The sequence below is a fragment of the Streptomyces sp. NPDC036984 genome, assembly GCF_055607665.1.
Genome location: NZ_JBVJRL010000004.1, coordinates 180,695 through 203,409, shown reverse-complemented (window position 1 = coordinate 203,409; position 22,715 = coordinate 180,695). Strand labels below are relative to the sequence as shown.

The following is a 22,715-nucleotide window of genomic DNA, read 5'->3' as shown; positions in this document are numbered from 1 at the left end:
CCTGAAACAAGCCCGGCCCGGTCGAGGGGCTCAGAAGGGGTGTACTCCCACCGGTGTCGCCGGTGCGGGGCCGTAGCCCTCGGCGATGCGGTGGTGGTAGGTCTCGCGGTCGATGACCTCCAGGCCGACGATCTCCCAGGGCGGCAGGCCGGCGCTCTGCCGGTGCTCGCCCCACAGGCGCAGCGCCACGGCGGCCGCGTCGTGCAGGTCGCGGGCCTCTTCCCAGTACCGGATCTCCGCGTGGTCGGTCGCGTATCTGCTGGTCAGCAGGAAGGGGTGGTCGTGGGCGAGCTGTTCCAGCGCCCGCCGCAGCTCGGGCAGGGGGACCTTCTCCCCGGAGACGCTGAGGGTGACGTGCCACAGCCTGGGCAGGTCCTTGGGCTCCTCATAGGTGTCCCCGGCCGCGACGCTCGTCAGAGCACCGCGGGACGTCGCCCCAGGGCGCACTCGTCTCACGACGGCCTCCTTCACGCATGGCTCGCATGCCCCCTTGACGGAACCTGTCCCTTCAACATGTCCCCGAGACAAAGTTGAGCAGGCCGAAGGGCTCCGCGTGGCGGTTTTACGGAACGTCCCCCACCGGGGGCGTTCCTTACGCCCCGTTTTACGAGTGGTTTTGCGAGAGTCACGCGTGCAGGAGCACCAGGTCGTCCCTGTGTACGACCTCGCGTTCGTACGCGGGGCCCAGCTCGCGCGCCAGCTCACGGGTCGAACGCCCGAGCAGCCGGGGGATCTCCTTGGCATCGAAGTTGACGAGTCCCCGGGCCACCGCGCGGCCCGTCGCGTCCCGCAGCTCGATGGGATCGCCGGCACTGAACTCGCCCTCGACGGCGGCGATTCCGGCGGGCAGCAGCGATGTGCGCCGCTTCACGACCGCGTCCACCGCGCCGTCGTCCAGGATCAGCGCGCCCTGCGGGGTGGAGGCGTGCTGGAGCCAGAGGAGCCGGTCGGCGGAGCGCTTGCCGGTGGAGTGGAAGTAGGTGCCGGTGTCGCCGCCGGCCAGGGCCTCGGCCGCGTGGACTGCGCTGGTCAGCACCACCGGGATGCCGGCGGCGGCGGCGATCCGGGCGGCCTCCACCTTGGTGACCATGCCGCCGGTGCCCACACCGGCCTTGCCCGCGCTGCCGATCTCGACGCCGGCGAGGTCCTCGGGGCCCTTCACTTCCGCTATCCGGGAGGTGCCGGGCTTGCTGGGGTCGCCGTCGTAGACGCCGTCGACGTCGGAGAGGAGGACGAGCAGATCGGCGTGGACGAGGTGGGCGACGAGGGAGGCGAGGCGGTCGTTGTCACCGAAGCGGATCTCGTCCGTGGCGACGGTGTCGTTCTCGTTGACGATCGGGAAGGCACCCATCGCGAGCAGCTTGTCGAGGGTGCGGGAGGCGTTGCGGTGGTGGGCGCGGCGGCTCATGTCGTCGCTGGTGAGGAGGACCTGGCCGACGCGGACGCCGTAGCGGGCGAAGGAGGCGGTGTAGCGGGCCACGAGCAGGCCCTGGCCGACGCTGGCGGCGGCCTGCTGGCGGGCGAGGTCCTTGGGGCGGCGGCGCAGGCCGAGTGGGGCGAGGCCGGCGGCGATGGCACCGGAGGAGACGAGGACGATCTCCTTCTCCCCGCCGCTGCGGATCTTGGCGAGGACGTCGACGAGCGCGTCGACACGGTCGGCGTCCAGGCCGCCGGTGGCGGTGGTCAGCGACGAGGAGCCCACCTTGACGACGATCCTGCGGGCCTCGCCCACGGCCTGCCTTGCCCTTGCCACGGTGCCTTCTGTCCCCTCGCGCGTTCCGGCTGCCTGTCCGGCAATCTACGCGAAGTGGATCGGTCGGTGCGCACCGGTCCAGACCCCGGACAGCACGGACGTAACCGTTTGCTCACTGTTCGCATACGGCAAAAAGGTTGTGTCGGTTGCTTGTAGAAATTAAATGGTGTCCCAACATAAGTTGAACTTTGTGTCACCTACCGTTCGCCCAGTCCAGCGCATTCTGCTGCGGTCCGGCAAGAGCCCGTACGACGCGCTCTCCGTCGAGGAAGCCCTCCACCGGGACGTCATCGCCACCAACTCCGGCAACCTGATCTTCAGCGACGCCGCCCACAAGATCCTCACAACTCCGGACACCGAGGTCGTCTCCAACGGCATCGGCACGGACCTGTCGGCGGCGGCCCGGATCAACGAGGAGTACGACGCGTTCGTCGTCCCGCTCGCCAATGCCTTCCGGCCGTCCTTCGAGAGCCGGCTGAAGCGGCTGACCCGACTGATCGGCAAGCTGCGGATCCCCGTCGTGGTGCTGGGCGTCGGTGCGCAGACCGGACTGAGCTACGACCCGGCGCGGCTGAAGCCGATGGAGCAGTCCGTGCGCGAGTTCTGCGCGGCGGTGCTGGACCGCAGTGCCTCGATCGGGGTCCGCGGCGAGTTCACCGAGCAGTACCTGCGGGACATGGGCTTCCGTGACGTGGAGGTCATCGGCTGCCCGTCGCTGTTCCTGTACGGCCGTGACCTCGACGTCCGCAAGCGGGTGCCCGAGCTGACCACGGATGCGCGGATCGCGGTGAACGGTTCGCACAGCGCGGTGCAGAAGCAGGGCCTGGACCGGATCATCACCCGCACCCACGCCCGCTACCCGAACCTGTGCTTCGTCGGCCAGAACCTCAGCGACGCGCGGCAGTTGCACTGGCGGGACCTCACGGACCCGAACGCCCGCGTGACGGCCATGCCGACGCACCCGGACCACCCGATGTACCGGGAGGGCAAGGTCCGGGTGTACGTCGATCCGGTCACGTGGATCGACGACCTGCGGTCCTTCGACTTCTCCTTCGGTTCCCGCATTCACGGCAACATCGCGGCGCTGCTCGCGGGGACGCCCGCGACGGTGCTGTGCGGGGACTCGCGCACGCTGGAGCTGTGCCGGTACTTCGAGATCCCGCACCGCCGGCTGGACAAGGTCGCGAAGGATCCGGAGGCGGCGGATCCGGCCCGGCTGTACGCGGAGACGGATCTGAGCGGGCTGGTCGGGGGCCACGCGGAGCGCTTCGACCGGTTCGTGGGATTCCTGGACAAGAACGGGCTGCGGAACACCTTCACGCACGGGGACGGGGGCGCGGCCTTCGACGAGAAGATGCGGTCGCTGCCGTTCCCGCCGGGTGTCCGGCCGTGGAACGACGCCGATCTCACGTCGCTCAGCACCCGGTTCGGCTGGCTGCACAGCCAGGTGACCGAACTGAGCCTGGACAACGCCCGGTTGCGGCGGGAGCTGGCGAAGTCGCAGAAGGTGAAGCAGAAGGCCGCGGCGGTGGTGCCGGCCCCCGCCGCGTCCGTCTACCGGCGCGCGCGGCGCGTGGTGGGCCGGCCGCTGCGGCGCGCGCTCCAGTCGGGCAAGCAGTAGCCCGGCCGGCACGAGGGGCACCAGGCAGCAACGAAGGACCCCGGCACCAGGCATCACACAAAGCCCCGGGCATCGCACACGATCCCGGGCGTCACGCAGGCCCCCGGGCGCGCCGGCCCGGGGCCTCTCGTCGCGGTGGACCGGCCGCTCAGGCGGCCGCCGCTCTTCCGAAGCCCTTGGCCCGCAGCATCCGCCGGAGCTTGCGCAGGGCGCGGCGCGGGAAGGAGTTGGCGGCCGCCTCCCGGTAGCCCTCGAAGGCGCGGGCCTCGCGGGCCTCGGCGAGGTAGATCTCGTCGGGGATGCGGGCCGCCTTGGACCGGAAGTGCGGGTAGACGAGGTAGAGACGGGTCCCGCGCTTCTCCAGGACGGCGGCGGCCTGCTTCTTCGCCTTGACGAACTTGACGACGTCCAGCAGCAGATCGGCCCGCTGCATGGCCACCAGGTGCAGCCGCAGCCGCTCGTGGACCTTGAGACGGTGGGCCACGCCGGGCGTCCAGTAGGCCTCCATCAGCGGCTTGGCCAGCTCGAGCTTGTGCCGCCGCACCTCTTCGGTGTCGGTGAGGAACTTGGGCCCGAACTGCGGCAGCAGCGTGATGAGGAAGGGCCGGACCATGAGCAGGTCGCGCTTGTCGCCGGCCGGGACCATGTCGGCGATCAGCTTCATCAGGGCGCGCGCGGAGTCGAAGCGCAGGGTGTAACTGCCGGTCTTGGTGACGTGCTTGCCGTCGTCGCGGCCGACCAGGTAGTAGCAGGTGTAGTCGGCGACCACGGAGACGCCGTCCGCCCGCAGGTACGCCTCCAGCGTGAACAGGGCGTCCTCGCCGGTCCACAGCGACTCGTCGAAGCGCATGCCGTGCTGCTCCAGCAGGGCGCGGCGGAACAGCTTCTGCGCACTCAGCGTGAACTTGATGTTGGAGGAGAAGACGTCGGTCCGGTCGAGCGTCTTGCCCCACATGGACTTGGGGGCCGTGCGGTTGACGCCCTCGACCCGGCCGAGGACGACGTCCGTGCCGTTCTGGTCGGCCATGGCGACCATGCGCTCCAGGGCCTCGGGCCCGAGCCGGTCGTCGGCGTCGAGGAAGAAGACGTAGCGTCCGGCCGCCTTGCCCAGGCCGACGTTGCGGGGACCGCTGGGGCCGCCGGAGTTCTCCTGGCGGATGACGGTGACCGGCATGGCGGCGCGGGCCGCGAACTCCTTCAGGCACTCGCCGGTGCCGTCCGTCGAGCCGTCGTCGACCGCGATGACCTCCATACGCGCCGGGTCGATGGTCTGCGCCTCGACGGATGCCAGGCATTCGACCAGGTACGGCATCGCTTCGTACGCCCCGATGATCACGCTCACATCAGGCTGCGTCACGACGGTCACTCTTCCCCCTTGCCACGGAATATTTCCCCCTGTATCGCCTCAATCGCAATTCGTTAGACGGGTGCTCAGGGCAAGGGGTTGCCTCACCCAGGGTGATGAGTGGTGTACGTCACATGACAATACGCGTCCGCGGGAAGAGCCGCTCATGCGGGGTGAGAGCGGGGCAGGACGAGGGCCCCCGAGGAAGTGCTCCTCGGGGGCCCTGATCGTGCCGGGGCGGTCAGCCCGCGCTCACGCCGTCCGTCTCGCCGGCCGACGCGGTGCGCTGGCCCGGCACCGCGTTGGTCAGCTCCGCCGCCTCGGCGGGGTCGGCGTTGGCCGCGCCCAGCCGGGACTGCTGGCCGACGTTGCGGGCCTCGGCCTTGAGGGCGAGGTCGGCGACCGCGGTGTTGAACTGGTCGATCGACGCCGGCTCGTCCGGGCCGAGCAGGTACTGCTTGAGTTCCTTGCGGGCGTCCGCGAGCGGGTCGGCCGACGGGTCGCGTACGGCGTCCAGCAGGCCGCCCAGCTCGGCGGCGTCGTTGGACAGGATCACCGCGGCGCGCACGGCCGTGTTCTGCCGCTTGAACTCCTCGTGACCGAGCTCGCCGGAGTCGGTGACCGCGTACGGCTTGCCGCTGGCGATGAAGTCGGAGACCACGGAGGAGATGTCGGAGACCATCGCGTCGGAGACGTTGAAGCAGTCGTACAGGCGCGGTTCGGCGCCCCTGATGACGCGGTGCTCGTACGACGGGAAGGAGCGCCAGTAGGCGGCGTTCCACTCGGCGCGCAGCCGGGCGATCTCCTCGTGCTTATGCACGTCCACGATGCCGTCGCGGGTGGCCTCGGCCTCGTCGCGCTTGGTGCCGCCGGAGCCGGCCAGCTCGGCGAGCCGGGCCTCGATGCGGGCCAGCTCGGCCTTGGCCTGGTCCATGACGACGGTGTCGGCGGCGAAGCGGGGGTCGGCGGCGCGCTCGGCGGCGGCCTCCTGGACCAGGGCGGTGATCCGCTTGTGGGCGGCACCCGCCTCCTTGCTGACGGTGCCGGTGAACGGGTGCGGCTTGTACAGGACGCGGACCGGCGGGTCGGCCGTCACCAGCCGGGTGACGATGTTCTCGCCGGCGAGCACGATCGAGGTGTTGCCCGGGTTGCCGTCCCAGCCCTCCCAGGTGGGCGCGTACAGGACGGTCGGGATGCGGTCCTCGGGCACGCCCTGCCAGGCCTGGATGGGCGCGAGCTGCGGACGGCCGACCTCGACGATGTCGTCGTCGCGGACGCCGACGTCGGCGATGGCGTAGCGGTCCCGGCCGGCGCGGCCGGCGGTCCACACCTCGTCGTACACCTTGCTGTACGGGTTGACGCTGGCGAGCTTGTCGCTGTCGCCGTGGCCGATGAAGACGTGCTTCATGGTGGGCACGCGCAGCATGTGGATGTTCTTGCCGACGTTGGCCGCGTACAGGGCGACGCGCACGGTGGACAGGTCCATGTTCATCAGGTGCACCCCTCCGGGCACGCAGATGACGGGGACCGTGGTGGGCGCGAGGTTGTTCAGGATGGCGCGCTCGCGGAGGATGATCAGCGGCCGGGTCTCAAGCCGCTCCATCGTCTCCAGCCACATGTTGACCTGGTAGGCGGAGTCCTTGGAGCCGGAGAAGTACAGGACCGTCTCGGGCTTGTAGCCGGCCAGCCAGTCGTCCACGGCCGCGAGGACGACGTCGGCGCGCGGCGGGATCTTCTTGCTGCGGACGTACGGCAGGAGGCGCAGGACGTAGCCGACGCCCGCGCCGACGGTGAGACCGATGCCGAGGAAGCCGAAGGCGGCCGACTCCAGCTGCGCGGAGACGAGGACGCCCACGACCGCGAACAGGTCGAGGTGGAGCATCTTCTCCGCGGACCGGTGCAGCAGCCGGCGCGGCGGGGCGTCCGGAATGCGGATGCGGGACGCCAGGTCGATGTTGCGGGTGGCGACCGGCATCCGGCGGCGGTTGCGGATCAGCGTGACCAGGGCACCGTGCGGGGCCTGGAGGCCGTAGAAGGCGATGAAGCAGGCGACCGCGCCGTAGAAGATCAGGTCGTCCGAGAGGGACAGGCGGGCGAGCAGCAGGATCAGCAGCAGCTGTCGGATCAGGAAGCGGATCGACAGACCCGCCCGGACCTTGCTGAGGCGGTTGATCAGGTAGCTGCCCTTGCGGTGCAGATAGTGGTCCGCCAGGTACGTCACGGCGGCCACGGCCGCGAAGGCGGGAACGCTCGGGACGAGCGCGGCCAGCATGAGCGCCGGGAAGCCCAGCATCACGAGGGCCGCCGCGGCCAGCTCGGCCGCGCTGCCCACCCGGGCGACGCGAATAGCGGTGGATATCACGGAGAAACCTGCTCTGGGAGGGGGGAGTGCCGGTTTTGTTCAGAAATGCCGGGAGAGGCCGGTAATTGGGTGGGGTACGGATACAGGCCTCTGCGAATACCCGGTGAACGGGCACCCGCAGAGGCCTGAATTCCCAAAATCCTAATTACCTCTGATTATTACACGCCGTCCTGACGGTCCAGCACCGAGGCGAGCGCCTGCTCGAAGCCGGAGGCCTTGGCGGCGCCCGCGGTCGGGTCCTGCTGGCGGACGTCGATGACGTGCCCGGTCAGCTCCGACAGCAGCACGTCGAGGGAGGTGCGGGCCACGGCCTCGGAGGACAGCAGGCTGCCCGCAGGCTCCTGACCGAAGGCCTTGGTGCGCATCGGGGTGGCGGTGCGCTCCGGGTTGATGCAGTTGACGCGGATGCCGTCGCCGGCCCACTCGTCGGACAGCGCCTGGGTGAGGTTCACCATGGCGGCCTTGGTGGAGGAGTACAGGGAGTACTCGGCGCGGCCGCGGGTGTAGCTGCTGGAGGTGTACAGCAGCAGCTGGCCCTTGGTCTCGGCCAGGTACTTGTAGGAGGAGCGCGCGATCTGCACCGGGGCCAGGTAGTTGACCTTCAGCGCCTCCTCGATGGTGGCGTTGTCGGTCTCGGCGAGCTTGCCGATGCGCAGCACGCCCGCGGTGTTGACGACGTAGTCGATCCGGCCGGTCTCCGCGTACGCCTTGGACAGCGCGTCGTCGACCTCCTCCGGGTTCTCCACGTGGGTGCCGGTGGTGGAGCGGCCGAGCGCGTAGACGTTCGCGCCGTAGGACCCGGCGAGTTCGGCGATGTCCTTGCCGATGCCGTAGGAGCCGCCGAAGATGACGACGGTCTTGCCGGTGAGGAGTTCACGGTAGTCCTCCTCGCCGTTCTGCTCGGGCGCGGCGGTGGAGGCGAGCTGGAACAGCTTGTCGGCGATGAAGACGTCGACCGGCTGGGTCACCTTCATGTTGTACTCGTCGCCCGCGACGACGTGGATCGGCACGTCCGGCAGGTACTTGAGGACCACCGAGCAGTCGTCCGTGGCCTGGAAGTTGGGGTCGCCCGCGGCGACCTGGTAGGCCCGCTTGATCGTGGACAGCTTGAAGGCCTGGGGGGTCTGGCCGCGGCGCAGCCGGGAGCGGTCCGGGATCTCGGTGATGAACTCGCCGTCCTCGCCGTGCGTGCGCGTGACGATGATGGTGTCCGCGGACGGGATGGCGACGTCCACGGCCTGGTAACGCTCCAGCGCGGCCACGCAGTCGTCGATGACGCGCTGCGAGAGCAGCGGGCGTACGGCGTCGTGGAAGAGGACGTTCACGTCCTCGCCCTCGGCCAGGCCCTCACCGAGGGCGGCGATGGCGCGCTCGGTGGTCTCGTTCCGGGTCGAGCCACCCTCGATGATCTTCTTCACCTTGGTGAAGCCGGCCTTGGCGACGATCTTCTCGATGTCCGGCACATAGCCCGGGGCCATCAGCACGATGATGTCGTCGATCGAGTCGGCCTTCTCGAAGGTGGTCAGGGTGTGCTCGATGACTGCCTTGCCGGCGATCTTCAGCAGCTGCTTGGGGATCGACAGACCCACCCGCTGACCGGTGCCACCGGCCAGGATCACTGCGGTGGTTCGGGGCTTGGCTATGTGCTGGGACACAGGCTGACCTACCTTGGGGCGACAGGGAACCGTGAAATGGTCCCACTTCGGGTAACCGCAGTGCAAGGTGAGTGACGTCCCATGCATATGCGCGCGCAACCTGTCATTCACCTTGCACCCCTGGTGATTGGCGGCAGCTGGTGTGAACCCCCGTGAATTTGCTGTGAGTAAGTCCACAGGCCCGCCGCGAACGGGCTTCAGCGCCGCCGCAGCCGCCTCGGACAGCGGTGCCCGAGCACCCGTACCGGCTCCCTCGACGACGTCTGGTGCGCCCCGCGTGCCGGGGTCGCGCCGCCGGCCGCCGCGGCCGCCGCGGTGAGCGGTCCGCAGAGCGCCCGGGCCGCGACGTCCGGGGCGATCAGCGGCTCGGCCGGCGCACGCTCCGGCCTCTGGGTACGGCGGACAGCAGCGCCGGGTCACCGAGGACGCGGACGCCCAGCCCGGTGATCCGCTCCGCCGCCTCGGCGCCGATCGCGGCCGCCGCCTCGACCGCCCGACGGGGCGTGGAGATCTTCACGTCCCGGGGCGTGGGACTGCACGTGTTCTTCATATGCAGCACGGCACCGCTTCGGACGAGACGGGAATACAGCTCGTCCGGGAGTCCATTGCCAGGGAATTCCATATTAAGATTCCGCAGCATTTCGGTCTCGGCCAGGGTGAGGGACCGATTCGCGGTGTCCGGAACCGGCTGGAGGAGATTCTCCGGCAGGCCGAGCAGCGCCTCGAAGGTGCGCATCAGCCCGCCGTGGTCGCGGTCGTCCACCACGACCACGGTGACCCGCTCCGCGCCGACCGCCCGGGCCCAGCGCGCGACCAGCCGGTCGTGCCGGTGCCGGAAACTGGGGTTGGGCTTCTCGTACGGCGGCGTGCGCAGCATGTGCTCCAGCCGGTCCTCGTAGCCCATGGGCAGCCCGTTCTGCACGTACTGCTGCCACTGCGAGGGCATGATCCTCGCGAGCGGGCGCAGGGTGACCACGATGTGCACGCGGTCAGCCCCGAGCTGTAAAGAGCCTTGGCTGAGGTGACGCTGAGAGGAGCCTGGGACCTGGACGAGTCCCAGGCTCACGCGGGCGTCACACGAGCCGGACGCCCGGCTCGTCGGACTCCACCCGCAGCCGGGCCAGGGTGCTCGCCGTCGCCTGCGGCTTCAGCACCGTGTCGACGACCCGGACCCGGGCGTCGATGCCGTCGCGGCGGATGTCGAAGAGGTGGTAGCCGCGGTGGGCGTCGATCAGCTTCCAGTGCGGGTTGTCCGCCTTCAGCGGGTCCCACTGCTTGTGGAAGGCGTCCTGGTCCTGGTCGCCGCTGCTGGAGATGGAGGTGCCGACGAACTCGGCGCCCACGACGTCGGAGTCGGGGTCGGCGTAGTCCGTCCTGAGGTCGCTGATCATCGTCAGATGCCGGTCGCCGCTGAGCACGACCGGGTTGCGGATGTCGGCGAACTCCTCCAGCAGGGCGTTGCGCTCGACCTGGTAGCCGTCCCAGGCGTCGTAGTACCAGAGCTTGCCGTCGCCGGGCAGCAGGTCGGTCTCGGCCATCATGATCTGCGAGGCGATGAGGTTCCAGCGGGCCGGGGAGTCGTACAGCCCGTCGAGCAGCCACTGCTTCTGCTCGGCGCCGAGCATGGTCTGCGAGGGTGCCTCGGCGCCCTCCTGGGTGGTGGCCTGGTCGCTGCGGAACTGCCGGGTGTCGAGGACGTTGAGCCGGGCGAGCCGGCCGAACTCCAGACGGCGGTACATCTGGATGTGCGGGCCGTCGGGGACGGCCGTGGCGCGCACCGGCATGTGCTCGTAGTACGCCTGGAAGGCCGCGGTCAGCCGGGCGACGAACTTGTCGTGCGGCTGCTTGTCCGGGTCCTGCGGGATCTCGCCGGCCCAGTCGTTGTCCACCTCGTGGTCGTCGAAGGAGACCACCCAGGGGGCGTTCGCGTGCATCGCGGCGAGGTCGGGGTCGGTGCGGTACTGGGCGTACCGGTTGCGGTACTGCACGAGGGTGTACGGCTCGCCCTTGCCCTCGTGCCGGCGTACGGCGGTGGCGGACGGCCCGGACTCGTAGATGTAGTCGCCGACGAAGAGGACGACGTCGGGGTCCTGGGCGAGCATGTCCGCGTACGGCGTGAAATAGCCGTGCTGCCAGTTCTGGCAGGAGGCGAGGGCGACGCGCAGCGAGCCGCCACGCTGGTGCGGGTGGGGGGCGGTGCGGGTGCGGCCGGTGGGCGAGAGCTGGCCGCCGGCCCGGAAGCGGTACCAGTACGGGCGGTCCGGGCGCAGGCCGCGGACGTCGGCGTGGACGCTGTGGCCGAGTTCGGGGCGGGCCTGCGCGGTACCCCGGCGGGCGATCCTGTGGAACCGCTCGTCCTCCGCGATCTCCCACTCCACGGGGAAGACCGCGTCGGGCATGCCGCCGCCGTTCAGCGGGTCGGGCGCGAGTCTGGTCCACAGTACGATGCCGTCGGGCAGCGGATCGCCGGAGGCGACGCCGAGGGTGAACACACCGTCCGGCAGCGGGGTGTCCGCGGCACGGGCGGTGCCGGGGAGCCACAACTGGGCGGAGGCGGCGGCGCCGAGCAGAGCGGCCCCGGCGGTCAGAAAGCGGCGGCGGTCGGGCGATGATGCGGTCATACGCTGACTCCCTTGCCACAGTGGCCACTTGGGCCTGCCTGTCGGACATGCGGAAGTTCCCACGGCCGGACGGTCCGCCTGCTGAACGACGCCCATCGCGAGCATGACAAATGGGCAGACAACAGGAGATCCGTTGCGGCACGAGAAAACCCTCGCGCCGCAACGGATCTGACGGTAGATCGGAATCCGCCCCACCGCCGCCGCTCGGGAGCGGCTCGTCCGGTCAGTCGCCGAGCGACGCGCCGAACCGGGCCTCGGCCGCGGGCAGGCCGGCCTTGGCCGCGCCGAACGAGAAGGCACCGCTCGCGGTGATGCCCCCGGACGCCGCCGGGAAGACCCACACCGCGCCGTCGCCGGCGTTCTCTTCCGGGTCGCCGACGATCAGGCCGGCCTTCTTGTCTGCGTCGCCGTCGACCAGCGCCGTCGTCCGGCCGAACCGGTCGCCCTTCTCCGCCGTGCCGGGCACGCCCGCGGTGTCCTGGTGGAACAGCTTGGCGCCGGTGCCGGTCAGGCCCTTGGCGCTGCCGCGCAGCACCAGCACGCTGCCCGCGTCGGTCAGGCCGCCCAGGTCCTCGCCGGGCAGCCCGGTGGCGACGTCGTCGTAGCCGTCGCCGTTGGTGTCCCCGATCGACAGGCCGGAGCCCATGCCGTCCTTGTACTCACCGGCACCGGGCACGCCGGCGGTGTCCTGATTGATCCACACCGGCTTCAGGGTGGTCGAGATGCCCTTGGCACCGCCGTAGACCACGCCGATCGCTCCGCCCTTGGTGGGCATGCCGGCGTCGCTGTCGTAGCCGTCGACCGAGTGGCCCACGACGATGTCACCGTAGCGGTCGTGGTCGAGGTCGCCGATCGCCACCTCTTCGCCGCCGATCAGACGGTGCTTGGTGTCCCGCAGCAGGCCCTTGTTCGTGAAGCCGTCGGGGCCGCCGAGGAGCAGGGTGACGCTGCGGGAGTCCGACTCGTCCATGAAGTGGCTGCGCACGGCGAGATCCGCGGTGCCGTCACCGTTCACGTCGCCGGCGGCGAACGACTCGACCAGGTCGAACCCGTCGGGGTCGACACGGAAGTACGTCGTCCGGGTCCCGCCGGGCTTCTCGCGGGTGAACGGCCCGTGCTGCACGGCGCCGTCCGCCTTCGGGGCGGTCTCCGCGTCCACGCCGAGGCGCACCAGGTCGGGGTGCTTGTCGCCGTCGACGTCGGCGACCGTGAAGTCCTTCAGGGCGGTGGCGTCGGGCAGTCCCGACAGCAGCGTCGGCGTGGCCGTAAGCCCCTTCGGACCGCCCCAGTTGACCTCGATGAAGGTGCCGGGGTCGCCGTCCATGGGGGTCCACGACACGGTCGAGAGCAGATCCGCGTAGCCGTCCTCGTCGAGGTCGGCGGTGCGCAGCGCGCTGCCGTAGCCGCCCTCCGGCGACTCCGCGTTCTTCCGGCCCGGCCAGGTCAGCACCTGCTTGCGCGCGGTCGACGGGCCCTTCGCCGAGCCGTACAGCACGGTGATCGCACCCGCGCCGCGCTGCTCGCCGAGGGCGGTGCCGGGGGCGCCGACGGCGATGTCGGAGTAGCCGTCGCCGTTGAAGTCGTCGTGCAGGCGCTTGGCGCTCGCGGCTGCTGCGGGGGCCGTGTGGGCGGTGGTCGGGTGGGCGGGGGCCGCGGCGGCGGGGACCGCGAGGGCGCCGGCGGCCAGGGCGAAGCCGGTGGCGATCGCCGGCCGGACACGACGCTGGGAGGAGGAGTTCATGATTGTCCTGAAATATCGAGTGAAGCGACGTCAGTTGGGGAAGACGGAGCCGAGTTCGGCGCCGGACGCGACCGTGCCGAGGGCGCGGGCACCGACGGTGAAGGACCCCTTGGCGCTCGTCCGGCCCGGGAACACCCAGAACGCACCGGCGCGGGAGTCCTCCAAGGGCGCGGCGACCACCGGCTCGGCCTTGCCGTCACCGTTGCCGTCCACGAGATGCACGGCGGCGCCGAACCAGTCGTCCTTCTCGGCCGTACCGGGCACACCCGCGCTGTTCTGGCTGAACACCTTGGTACCGGCACCGGTCACCCCCGAGCGGCCGCCGGGTACGACGGCGAAGGCACCCGGGCTGCGCAGCCCGTCGAAGTCCTCGAAGGGGATGCCCGCCACGATGTCGGCGCGGCCGTCGCCCGTCACGTCACCGAGGGCCAGCGCGTGCCCGAACCCGTCCCGGCCATCCTGGACGCCGGGCACGCCGGGCGTGTCCTGGGTGATCACCTGGGGCTTGCCGGGACCGAGACCCTGCTTGCCCGCGTAGACGATGCGCAGGGTCTGGTCGCCGAGGACCAGGTCCGCGCGGCCGTCGCCGTTGAGGTCACCGAGCGCGATGGCATCGCCCTCCGGCCCGCTGAGGTCCTTCAGCATGACGGGGGCCCGCAGCCCGTCGCGGCTGCCGCGCACGACGTACACGGCGTGGCCGTAGTCGCCCTCGTCGTCCCAGTCGTACGAGCGGGTCAGCACCGCGATGTCGTCGATGCCGTCGCCGTCGGTGTCCCCCACCGCCGCCGCGATCGTGTTCACATCACCGTCGACCCACTCTGCGCCCTCCTGGGTGCGCGCCGGGCGGCCGTCCCGCCCGAACGGGCCGAGCAGCACCCGCCCGCCCTGCGCCAGATCCTGGTGTCCGTCGCCGTCGAAGTCACCGGCGACCGTCAGCGGGTTCTGGTAGCGGCCGGTGCCCTCGGCGGGCAGCAGCGTGCCGGAGACGAAGCCCTTCGGGCCGCCCCACAGCACGGTCCGGCTGCCCGAGCGGTCGACGCCGTCCTGCGTCCACTGCTCGCCGCCCGACCCGACCAGCAGATCGGTGAGGCCGTCGCCGTCCAGGTCCGCGGTGGCCAGCCGCTGTCCGAAGAAGTCGTCCTTCTCCACGGCTCCGGGGACACCGGGAGACGCCTGGGTGTACACCTTCTTGGCGGCAAGGCCCTTGGGGGACCCGTACATCACCGCCACATAGCCGGCCCGGGTCTTGCCGCCCACCGTGCCGTACGGCGCGGCGACGGCCAGGTCGCCGTAACCGTCGCCGTTGAAGTCGGCGCGCAGCTGCTTGGCGGGCGGCTGCGGGGCGGCGTCCGCCGCGGGGGCCGCCAGCAGGGCACCGGCGGCCAGGGCGATGCCGGTGGCGAGTGTCAGGGTGCGGCGGGAGAAGGAACGATGCTGGTCAGGCACGTCGGCTCCAGGAGTCGGATGACAGAGAAGTGCGACCCGGACGGACCAAGATCCGTTCCGAGTCGCACCGTTCGACTCACCGGGCCGGGGCGGGGTTGCCCTCGCAGCCGCCGCCAATTCTCCCGACGTTCACCTTTTCAGTTGTTCGCGCTGCCGCGGCGCGCCTACTCGAACGGGTCGAACTCGTCGTACTCCCGCAGGACTTCGTCCCGCTCCGCCTGCTTGTCCTTCCGGCGCTGCGCCGCGGGCCGGGGCGCGTCGAAGCGGTGGTCCTCGCCGCGGCGGCCGAGCATCTCGGCGCCGGACATGAGCGTCGGCTCCCAGTCGAAGACGACCGCGTTCTCCTCGGGGCCGATGGCGACGCCGTCGCCCGCACGGGCGCCCGCCTTCATCAGCTCCTCTTCCACGCCGAGGCGGTTGAGCCGGTCGGCGAGGTAGCCCACGGCCTCGTCGTTGTTGAAGTCGGTCTGGCGGACCCAGCGTTCGGGCTTCTCGCCGCGCACCCGGAACAGCGGCTCGCCGCCGATCTCCTCGCGGGTGACCGTGAAGCCGGCGTCGTCCACGGCCTTGGGCCGGATGACGATCCGCGTCGCCTCCTCCTTGGGCTTCGCGGCCCGCGCCTTGGCGACCAGCTCGCCGAGCGCGAAGGTCAGCTCACGCAGGCCGATGTGCGCCACGGCCGACACCTCGAAGACCCGGTAACCGCGGGCCTCCAGGTCGGGGCGGACCATCTCGGCGAGGTCCTTGCCGTCCGGCACGTCGACCTTGTTCAGGACGACGATGCGAGGCCGGTTGCCGAGGCCGCCGTACTGCCGCAGCTCCTCCTCGATGACGTCGAGGTCGGAGACCGGGTCGCGGTCGGACTCCAGCGTCGCGGTGTCCAGCACGTGCACCAGCACGCTGCACCGCTCCACGTGCCGCAGGAACTCGAGGCCGAGGCCGCGGCCCTGGCTGGCGCCGGGGATGAGACCGGGCACGTCGGCGATGGTGTAGACGGTGGAGCCGGCGGTCACCACGCCCAGGTTCGGGACCAGCGTGGTGAACGGGTAGTCGGCGATCTTCGGCTTGGCCGCGCTGAGCACGGAGATCAGCGAGGACTTGCCGGCGCTCGGGTAGCCCACGAGGGCCACGTCGGCGACCGTCTTCAGCTCCAGGACGATGTCCTGCAGGTCCCCCGGCTCACCGAGCAGCGCGAAACCGGGCGCCTTGCGGCGGGCGGAGGCCAGCGCCGCGTTGCCGAGGCCGCCCCGGCCGCCCTGCGCGGCGATGTACGAGGTGCCGTGGCCGACCAGGTCGGCGAGCACGTTGCCCGCCTTGTCCAGCACCACCGTGCCGTCCGGTACCGGCAGGATCAGGTCCTGGCCGTCCTTGCCGGAGCGGTTGCCGCCCTCGCCGGGCTTGCCGTTGGTGGCCTTGCGGTGCGGGGAGTGGTGGTAGTCGAGCAGCGTCGTGACCGACTGGTCGACGGTCAGGATGACGTCACCGCCCCGGCCGCCGTTGCCGCCGTCCGGGCCGCCGAGCGGCTTGAACTTCTCACGGTGGACGGAGGCACAGCCGTGGCCTCCGTTACCCGCGGCGACATGCAGCTCGACGCGGTCCACGAAGGTGGTCATGGTGGGTGCCTCCAGAAAGATGACGGGTTTTACCTGTGTTAACACGCGAAAGGCGGACCCGCCTTCCCGATCGGGAAGTGAGGTCCGCCTCGCGAAAGCGTTCGGTGCTGAATCAGGCGATTCAGGCGACCGGAACGATGTTCACGACCTTGCGGCCACGGTGGGTACCGAACTCCACCGCACCGGCCTGGAGGGCGAACAGCGTGTCGTCGCCGCCACGGCCGACGCCGGCGCCGGGGTGGAAGTGGGTGCCGCGCTGGCGGACCAGGATCTCACCCGCGTTCACGACCTGACCGCCGAAGCGCTTCACGCCGAGCCGCTGGGCATTGGAGTCGCGACCGTTCCGGGTGGACGATGCGCCCTTCTTGTGTGCCATTTCTCCTCAGTCCCTTACTTCGCAGCCGCGGGGATCGACGTGACCTTGATCGCCGTGTACTGCTGGCGGTGGCCCTGCCGACGGCGGTAGCCGGTCTTGTTCTTGTAGCGCAGAATGTCGATCTTCTGGCCCTTGTGGTGGTCCACGACCTCGGCCTGGACCTTGATGCCGGCCAGCACCCACGGGTCGCTGGTCACGGAGTCGCCGTCGACAACGAGCAGGGTCGAGAGCTCGACCGTGTCGCCAACCTTGGCAGTGGAAATCTTGTCAACCTCAACGATGTCGCCGACAGCAACCTTGTGCTGGCGACCACCGCTGCGCACGATGGCGTACACGCGGATCTCACTTTCGCTCGAAGAAACGGCACCCCCGCAGGCCAGTCACCCAGGAACACCACGGACGACCTCTCCCGGCCCGCCTTGCGCCCGGGAGGAAAAGGTTTACGGGGATGTGGCGTGTTCAGTGGACACGCCGACGGTCAAGGTTACGGGGCCACGGCCGAGGGGGTCAAACCGGGCCCCGCGGGTGTGCGACCCGTCACTCCGGACGGGCCCCACGGGAGTGCGGGGCGCCACTCGCGACGGGCCCCACGGGAGTGCGGCCCGTCGCTCATACCCGGGCCCCACGGATGTGCGGCCGGTCCCGTGAACCGGCCGCACACCTGGGCGTCAGCCCTCGTCGCCGGCGGTGGAGACCGTGGTGGTCTTCTTCGCCGTCGACTTCGCGGCGGCCGTCTTGGCGGTCTTCGTCGCCTTCTTGGCCGTCGTCTTCTTGGCGGCCGTCTTCTTGGCCGCGGTCTTCTTGGCGGTGGTCTTCTTCGCCGTGGCCTTCTTGGCGGCGGTCTTGCGGGCCGCCTTCTTGGCCGGAGCCGTCACCTCGGCCACCTCCTCGGCCGTCACCTCGCCCGCCGGGGCGTCAGGTGCCGCCTCAGCGGGGGCCTGGGCCGCCGGTGCCTCGGCCGCGGGGGCTTCCTGCACCGGGGCCTCCTCGGCCGCGGCCGACGGGACGACCACGACGGCCGCCTCCTCGGACGCGGTCGGCGCGGTGGCCTTGCGCACCGCACGGCGGCGCGGGCGGGCCGGCGCGGCGGCCTCGGCGGGCGCCGGAGCCTCCTCGACCGGGGCCTCGGCGACCGGAGCGGGCTGCTCGGCCGGTGCCTCGGCCGCGGGCGCGGTCTCCGGCACCGTCACGACGGCCGCCTCGGCGCCCGCGGGGGAACCGGCCGGGGCCGACACCTTCCGGGTCGCCCGACGGCGCGTACGGCCCTTGGGCGCGGCCTCCTCGGCGGCCGGGGCCTCGGCCTGCGGCGCCGGAACCACCTGGTCCTCGGCGGCCACCGGCTCGGCCAGCGCCTCGGCGGCCGACTCCGGCCGCACCGGGCGCGCCGCCGCCTCCTCGGCGGTGACGTCCTGCGCGGTCGGCACCTCGGTGGGCTGCTCGGCCTGCGCGGCCTTCTCCTCCTTGGCGGACCGCGGGGCCTTCTCCGCCTTCGGCGCGCCCGCCGGAGCGGACACCCGGCGGCCGGCGCGGCGCCGCGAACGGCCACGGGTGGCCGCCGCCTCCGCCTCGGCGACGCTGCTGTACAGCTCCTCGTCCGGCGCGAAGTCCGGGGCCGGCAGGGCCACCGGCTCGGCGGCCTCGGCGGCCACCTCCGCGGCGGTCTCCACCTCGGGCTCGACGGCCTCGCCGGTCTCCACGGCCACGGCCGCGGTCTCGTGCACGTGCTCGTGCACCGGCTCCTGCGCCTCGGCACCCCGGCCGCGCTTCTTGCGCTTGCCGCCGCCACCGTTCACGGTCGCCTGGTCCAGGTGGACGATGACACCGCGCCCGTTGCAGTGGACGCAGGTCTCGGAGAAGGACTCCAGCAGGCCCTGGCCGACCCGCTTACGGGTCATCTGGACCAGGCCCAGCGAGGTGACCTCGGCCACCTGGTGCTTCGTACGGTCCCGGCCCAGGCACTCCAGCAGGCGGCGCAGCACCAGGTCCCGGTTGGACTCCAGGACCATGTCGATGAAGTCGATCACGATGATGCCGCCGAGGTCGCGCAGCCGCAGCTGGCGCACGATCTCCTCGGCCGCCTCCAGGTTGTTCCTGGTGACCGTCTCCTCCAGGTTGCCGCCCTGGCCGGTGAACTTGCCGGTGTTGACGTCGATGACGACCATCGCCTCGGTCCGGTCGATCACCAGCGAACCGCCGCTGGGCAGCCAGACCTTGCGGTCCAGCGCCTTGGCGAGCTGCTCGTCGATCCGGTAGGTGGCGAAGACGTCGACCTCGCTCGTCCACTTCGACAGCCGGCCGGCCAGATCCGGGGCGACGTGCGAGACATACCCGTGGATGGTCTGCCAGGCGTCGTCACCGCTGACGATGACCTTGGTGAAGTCCTCGTTGAAGATGTCGCGCACGACCCGGACGGTCATGTCCGGCTCGCCGTACAGCAGCGTGGGCGCGTTGCCGCCGTTCTTGGCCTTCTTCTGGATCTCCTCCCACTGCGCCTGGAGCCGTTCGACGTCCCGGCGCAGCTCGTCCTCGCTCGCGCCCTCGGCGGCGGTGCGCACGATGACGCCCGCGTCCTCGGGGACGATCTTCTTGAGGATGCTCTTCAGCCGGGCCCGCTCGGTGTCGGGCAACTTGCGGCTGATGCCGGTCATCGAGCCCTCGGGCACGTACACCAGGTAGCGGCCCGGGAGGGAGACCTGGCTGGTCAGGCGGGCGCCCTTGTGTCCGATCGGGTCCTTGGTGACCTGGACGAGCACGGACTGGCCGGACTTCAGGGCGGACTCGATCCGGCGCGGCCCGTTGGCCATGCCGAGCGCCTCGAAGTTGACCTCACCGGCGTACAGCACCGCGTTGCGGCCCTTGCCGATGTCGATGAACGCGGCCTCCATCGAGGGCAGCACGTTCTGCACCTTGCCCAGGTACACGTTGCCGACGTACGAGGTCGACTGCTCCTTGTTGACGTAGTGCTCGACGAGCACGCCGTCCTCCAGGACGCCGATCTGCGTACGGTCGCCGTGCTGACGGACGACCATCACGCGCTCGACGGCCTCGCGGCGGGCCAGGAACTCGGCCTCGGTGATGATCGGAACGCGTCGGCGGCCCTGCTCGCGGCCCTCCCGGCGGCGCTGCTTCTTGGCCTCCAGACGGGTCGAGCCCTTGATGGACTGCACCTCGTCCGACGGCTCGGCGGCCTTGCGCGGCTCGCGGACCTTGACGACCGTGCGCTCCGGGTCGTCCGCGGACGGCTCGGTGTCGACGCCGCTGTCACCGGCCCGGCGACGGCGGCGACGGCGACGGCGGCTGCTGGAGCTGGAGCCGCCGGACTCCTCGTCCCCAACGTCCTCGGCGTCCTCTTCCTCCTGCTCGGCGGTGTCCTCGGCGTCCTGCGCGGCCTGCTCGGCGGCCAGCTCCTCGGCCTCGGCGTCCACGCCCTCGCCGGCCTCGCCCTCGGCGGCGTCACCACGACGGCGACGGCGTCCGCCACGGCGGCGACGGCGGCGCGAGCCGGACTCCTCGCCCTCGGCACCCTCGGACTCCTCGCCCTCGGCGAGGTCCTCGGCGGACTCCAAGGCCTCCTCGGCCTCCTCCGCCTCCTGGTCCTCGGCGGCGGTCTCGACCGGACGGGCCTCCTCCGCGACGGCACCGCGGCGGCGCCGACGGCGGCGCGCACCGACCTCGGTGCGCTCCTCCGCGTACTCCTCCTCGGGCTGTTCCGTCTCGACGGTCTCGGCGGCGGCCTCGGCGGCGGCCCGCTCGGGGGTCTGGAACCGGGGCTCGGTGAACACCGGCGCCTGGAAGACGGCGACGGCGGGACGGGCCGGCCGGCGCGTGGCCTCGTCCTCGGGAGCCTCGGCGGCCTCCGCGGCGGGCTGCGCGGGCGCGGCGAACCCGGAAGCGGGCCGCACCGCCCGGCGCCGGGTACGACGCGGGGCAGCGGCCTCGGCGGGCGCCTGGGCGGCCGGGGCCTGCGGCGCCTCGGCGGTGGCCGTGGCGGGCTCGGTGGTGTGGGTGGTCACGGGGACCTCGGGGGTGTGGGCGCGCACGCCGGACTCCTCCGCCTGATCGGCTTGGGGCACGGCGGCCTCCTCGGTCACGGGGGCGCCGGCGGGCGCGGACACCCGGCGGGTGGCCCGGCGCCGGGTACGGCGCGGGGCGGCTTCTTCGGCGGCGGGCTCCGCCGCCGCGGTGGCGGCGACCGGCTCGGCGGCAGCGACCGGCTCGGCGGCAGCGACCTCCTCGGCGGCAGGCGCGATCTCCTCGGCGGCAGCGGCCTTGGGCGCACCGGTGGGCGCGGACGCCCGACGCGTCGCACGCCGACGCGGGCGACCGGCCGGAGCGGCAGCCTCGGCCTCGCCCTCGGCAGCAGCAGGAACCGCCGCCACCTCCGACGCCTCAACAACCGGAACAACCGTCTCGGCACCCTCAACAGACGCCGGAGCACCCGCAGGCGCAGACGCCCGACGCGCCACACGCCGACGCGGACGACCGGCCGGAGCGGCAGCCGGCTCCTCGACGGGCGCGGAAGCAGCGGCCTCTTCGGCGACAGCGGGCGCAGCGGCCTCTTCGGCCACAGCAGCCTCGGCGGCACCGGCCTCGGCCGATGCGGCCACCGGCGCCGACGCGCTGCGCGTGGCCCGGCGGCGGACGCGGCGCGGCGCGGCCTCCTCGCCGACGACGACGGCGCCGGCCTCGGCGACGGCCGGCTTCTCGGCCTCGGCGACGGCGGACGCGGCGGGTACGACGGTCTCGGCGGCCTCTGCGGCCTCGCCGGACACCGGCGAACCGGCGGGCGCGGACGCGCGGCGGGTGGCCCGGCGGCGCGGACGCGCGGCGGGCGCCTGCGCGACGGCGGCGGCCTCTTCCGTCTCTTCGGCCTCCGCAGCCTCAGCTGCCTCAAGAACCTCGGCGCTCTCGGCAACCTCGGTGTCCTCGACGATCCCGGTGACGTCGTCGGTCTCGGCGGCCGGTATGGCCGGCACGGTGACCTCGGTGGGCGCCTCCGTGGCCGCGGCGGGCGGACCCGCCGGGCGGGAAGCGGCACGGCGACGCCTGCGCGGCGGCAGGGTGTCGCTCGGTGTGTTCAGTTCGGAACCCTCAGTGGGTTCGGTCGGCTCGAGCATGCGGGCATTTCTCCCGTCAGGCTCCCGGGCGCCGCGCCTGGTCCGACGTCGGTCTCAGGGACCGTCCGCCGTTGACGTCCGCGGCCCGCGCGATGCGCGATGGCCGCCGTCCGGGGCGCGGGCGCCGCACGGGAGCACTCTGTGTCCTGTCTCGCCGGTTCCGTACGCCTTGTCGGTACGGCCTGGCGAAAGTCTTCTGGTCGGTGCGCTGCCCGACCCAGGTGGCTCCCGAGTACGAGGGCGGCGCTACGACGTCCGTCCCTACGCGGGACCTTCCGGCATCGGCGCCGTCGCGGCGGCAGCCGGCTGGGCCGTCAGGGCCTCGGCTGCCTCGCGGTCGGGCGCGAGCGGGTCGGTCACCGTGCCGGTCTCTTCATCGAACAGCCCCTGCGCCAGCCTGGTCACCGCTGCGGGGACCGGCGGCGCCAGGTCGGCCACGGCGCGGAGACCGGACAGGACGTCGTCGGGTCGTACGGCAGGCGTCACGTGCCGAACAACCAGCCGCAGTATCGCACAGGGCTGGTCGGTCGGCCTATCAGCCGGCGAACCGTGCGTTTCCAGGCTCACCACGGCAGGGCGGGCGTCGAAGGTGCGGACGCCGTTCTTGGTCATCCGCTGCACCTCGACGGTCTCGGCCTGGGTGAAGGCCGCGACCGCGCGCTCGGCGTCGGCCGGGTCGACGCCGTCCAGCCGCAGCTCCCAGACGGAGGCCGTCAGCCGGTCGGCGAGGCCCGAGGTCCGCGCCTCCACCGCATCGACGACGTCGAGCCCGGCGGGCAGCGACTCGTCGAGGAGGACGCGCAGGGCCTCCGGGTCACGCGCGTCGGTGAGCGCGATCTCCAGGTACTCCGCCTCACTGCCGGTGCCGGTGGGTGCGGCATTGGCATACGACACCTTCGGGTGCGGCGTGAACCCCGCCGAGTACGCCATGGGCACCTCGGCGCGGCGCAGCGCACGCTCGAAGGCGCGCTGGAAGTCTCGGTGGCTGGTGAACCTCAGGCGGCCGCGCTTGGTGTAACGCAGTCGGATGCGCTGCACCGCGGGTGCGGGCGGCGGGCCTTCGGG

Annotated in this window: 15 protein-coding genes; 1 reads left to right on the top strand and 14 read right to left on the bottom strand. The window is 71.7% G+C overall.

Annotation, left to right across the window (positions count from 1 at the left end):
• Positions 1-30 precede the first annotated feature (30 nt).
• Together ACZ7DL_RS10280 and proB are read right to left on the bottom strand one after the other, a co-directional pair.
• Entirely contained in the window at positions 31-456 is a 426-nt protein-coding gene (locus tag ACZ7DL_RS10280) for a hypothetical protein (RefSeq protein ID WP_470773062.1), read from the bottom strand.
• Positions 457-625: 169 nt separating this feature from the next.
• Positions 626-1,732 (bottom strand): glutamate 5-kinase, encoded by a 1,107-nt coding sequence (gene proB / locus ACZ7DL_RS10275; protein WP_470773573.1) that lies wholly within the window; start codon positions 1,730-1,732, stop codon positions 626-628.
• A 184-nt stretch (positions 1,733-1,916) separates the two neighbouring features.
• On the opposite strand from proB, the gene ACZ7DL_RS10270 reads away from it, so the two are divergent.
• The gene (locus ACZ7DL_RS10270; protein ID WP_470773061.1) at positions 1,917-3,374 is read left to right on the top strand and encodes a polysaccharide pyruvyl transferase family protein; all 1,458 of its coding nucleotides are present in this window, start codon (positions 1,917-1,919) and stop codon (positions 3,372-3,374) included.
• A 148-nt stretch (positions 3,375-3,522) separates the two neighbouring features.
• Here ACZ7DL_RS10270 and ACZ7DL_RS10265 read toward each other — a convergent pair whose 3' ends face one another.
• From ACZ7DL_RS10265 to ACZ7DL_RS10210, 12 genes are all read right to left on the bottom strand, one after another.
• Positions 3,523-4,731: a glycosyltransferase family 2 protein gene (locus ACZ7DL_RS10265; RefSeq protein ID WP_470773059.1), complete on the bottom strand. Its 1,209-nt coding sequence runs from the start codon at positions 4,729-4,731 to the stop codon at positions 3,523-3,525.
• A 229-nt stretch (positions 4,732-4,960) separates the two neighbouring features.
• Complete coding sequence (locus ACZ7DL_RS10260; RefSeq protein WP_470773057.1) at positions 4,961-7,081, bottom strand: hypothetical protein; 2,121 nt, start codon at positions 7,079-7,081, stop codon at positions 4,961-4,963.
• Between the two features lie 158 nt (positions 7,082-7,239).
• The gene (locus tag ACZ7DL_RS10255) at positions 7,240-8,736 is read right to left on the bottom strand and encodes a D-ribitol-5-phosphate cytidylyltransferase (protein WP_470773055.1); all 1,497 of its coding nucleotides are present in this window, start codon (positions 8,734-8,736) and stop codon (positions 7,240-7,242) included.
• A 358-nt stretch (positions 8,737-9,094) separates the two neighbouring features.
• Entirely contained in the window at positions 9,095-9,721 is a 627-nt protein-coding gene (locus ACZ7DL_RS10250; protein ID WP_470773052.1) for a hypothetical protein, read from the bottom strand.
• An 88-nt stretch (positions 9,722-9,809) separates the two neighbouring features.
• On the bottom strand, positions 9,810-11,357 hold the full coding sequence (locus tag ACZ7DL_RS10245; RefSeq protein ID WP_470773049.1) for an alkaline phosphatase D family protein: 1,548 nt from the start codon (positions 11,355-11,357) through the stop codon (positions 9,810-9,812).
• A 223-nt stretch (positions 11,358-11,580) separates the two neighbouring features.
• Positions 11,581-13,098: an FG-GAP-like repeat-containing protein gene (locus ACZ7DL_RS10240; RefSeq protein ID WP_470773047.1), complete on the bottom strand. Its 1,518-nt coding sequence runs from the start codon at positions 13,096-13,098 to the stop codon at positions 11,581-11,583.
• Between the two features lie 30 nt (positions 13,099-13,128).
• On the bottom strand, positions 13,129-14,544 hold the full coding sequence (locus ACZ7DL_RS10235; RefSeq protein WP_470773045.1) for an FG-GAP-like repeat-containing protein: 1,416 nt from the start codon (positions 14,542-14,544) through the stop codon (positions 13,129-13,131).
• Between the two features lie 164 nt (positions 14,545-14,708).
• The gene (obgE, locus tag ACZ7DL_RS10230) at positions 14,709-16,157 is read right to left on the bottom strand and encodes a GTPase ObgE (protein ID WP_470773043.1); all 1,449 of its coding nucleotides are present in this window, start codon (positions 16,155-16,157) and stop codon (positions 14,709-14,711) included.
• A gap of 121 nt (positions 16,158-16,278) precedes the next feature.
• The gene (gene rpmA, locus ACZ7DL_RS10225) at positions 16,279-16,533 is read right to left on the bottom strand and encodes a 50S ribosomal protein L27 (RefSeq protein ID WP_023550764.1); all 255 of its coding nucleotides are present in this window, start codon (positions 16,531-16,533) and stop codon (positions 16,279-16,281) included.
• Positions 16,534-16,547: 14 nt separating this feature from the next.
• Positions 16,548-16,868, bottom strand: coding sequence for a 50S ribosomal protein L21 (gene rplU / locus ACZ7DL_RS10220; RefSeq protein ID WP_030653874.1), 321 nt, complete (start codon positions 16,866-16,868; stop codon positions 16,548-16,550).
• A 333-nt stretch (positions 16,869-17,201) separates the two neighbouring features.
• The gene (locus ACZ7DL_RS10215; RefSeq protein WP_470773040.1) at positions 17,202-21,650 is read right to left on the bottom strand and encodes an Rne/Rng family ribonuclease; all 4,449 of its coding nucleotides are present in this window, start codon (positions 21,648-21,650) and stop codon (positions 17,202-17,204) included.
• 261 nt (positions 21,651-21,911) lie between these two features.
• Positions 21,912-22,688, bottom strand: coding sequence for a TIGR03936 family radical SAM-associated protein (locus tag ACZ7DL_RS10210; RefSeq protein ID WP_470773039.1), 777 nt, complete (start codon positions 22,686-22,688; stop codon positions 21,912-21,914).
• Between the last annotated feature and the right edge of the window lie 27 nt (positions 22,689-22,715).

Coding starts and splice junctions, on each gene's coding strand:
- ACZ7DL_RS10270 (WP_470773061.1), top strand. CDS start 1,917: ATGGTGTCCCAACATAAGTTGAACTTTGTGTCACCTACCGTTCGCCCA.
- ACZ7DL_RS10245 (WP_470773049.1), bottom strand. CDS start 11,357: ATGACCGCATCATCGCCCGACCGCCGCCGCTTTCTGACCGCCGGGGCC.
- ACZ7DL_RS10240 (WP_470773047.1), bottom strand. CDS start 13,098: ATGAACTCCTCCTCCCAGCGTCGTGTCCGGCCGGCGATCGCCACCGGC.
- obgE (WP_470773043.1), bottom strand. CDS start 16,157: ATGACCACCTTCGTGGACCGCGTCGAGCTGCATGTCGCCGCGGGTAAC.
- rpmA (WP_023550764.1), bottom strand. CDS start 16,533: ATGGCACACAAGAAGGGCGCATCGTCCACCCGGAACGGTCGCGACTCC.
- ACZ7DL_RS10215 (WP_470773040.1), bottom strand. CDS start 21,650: ATGCTCGAGCCGACCGAACCCACTGAGGGTTCCGAACTGAACACACCG.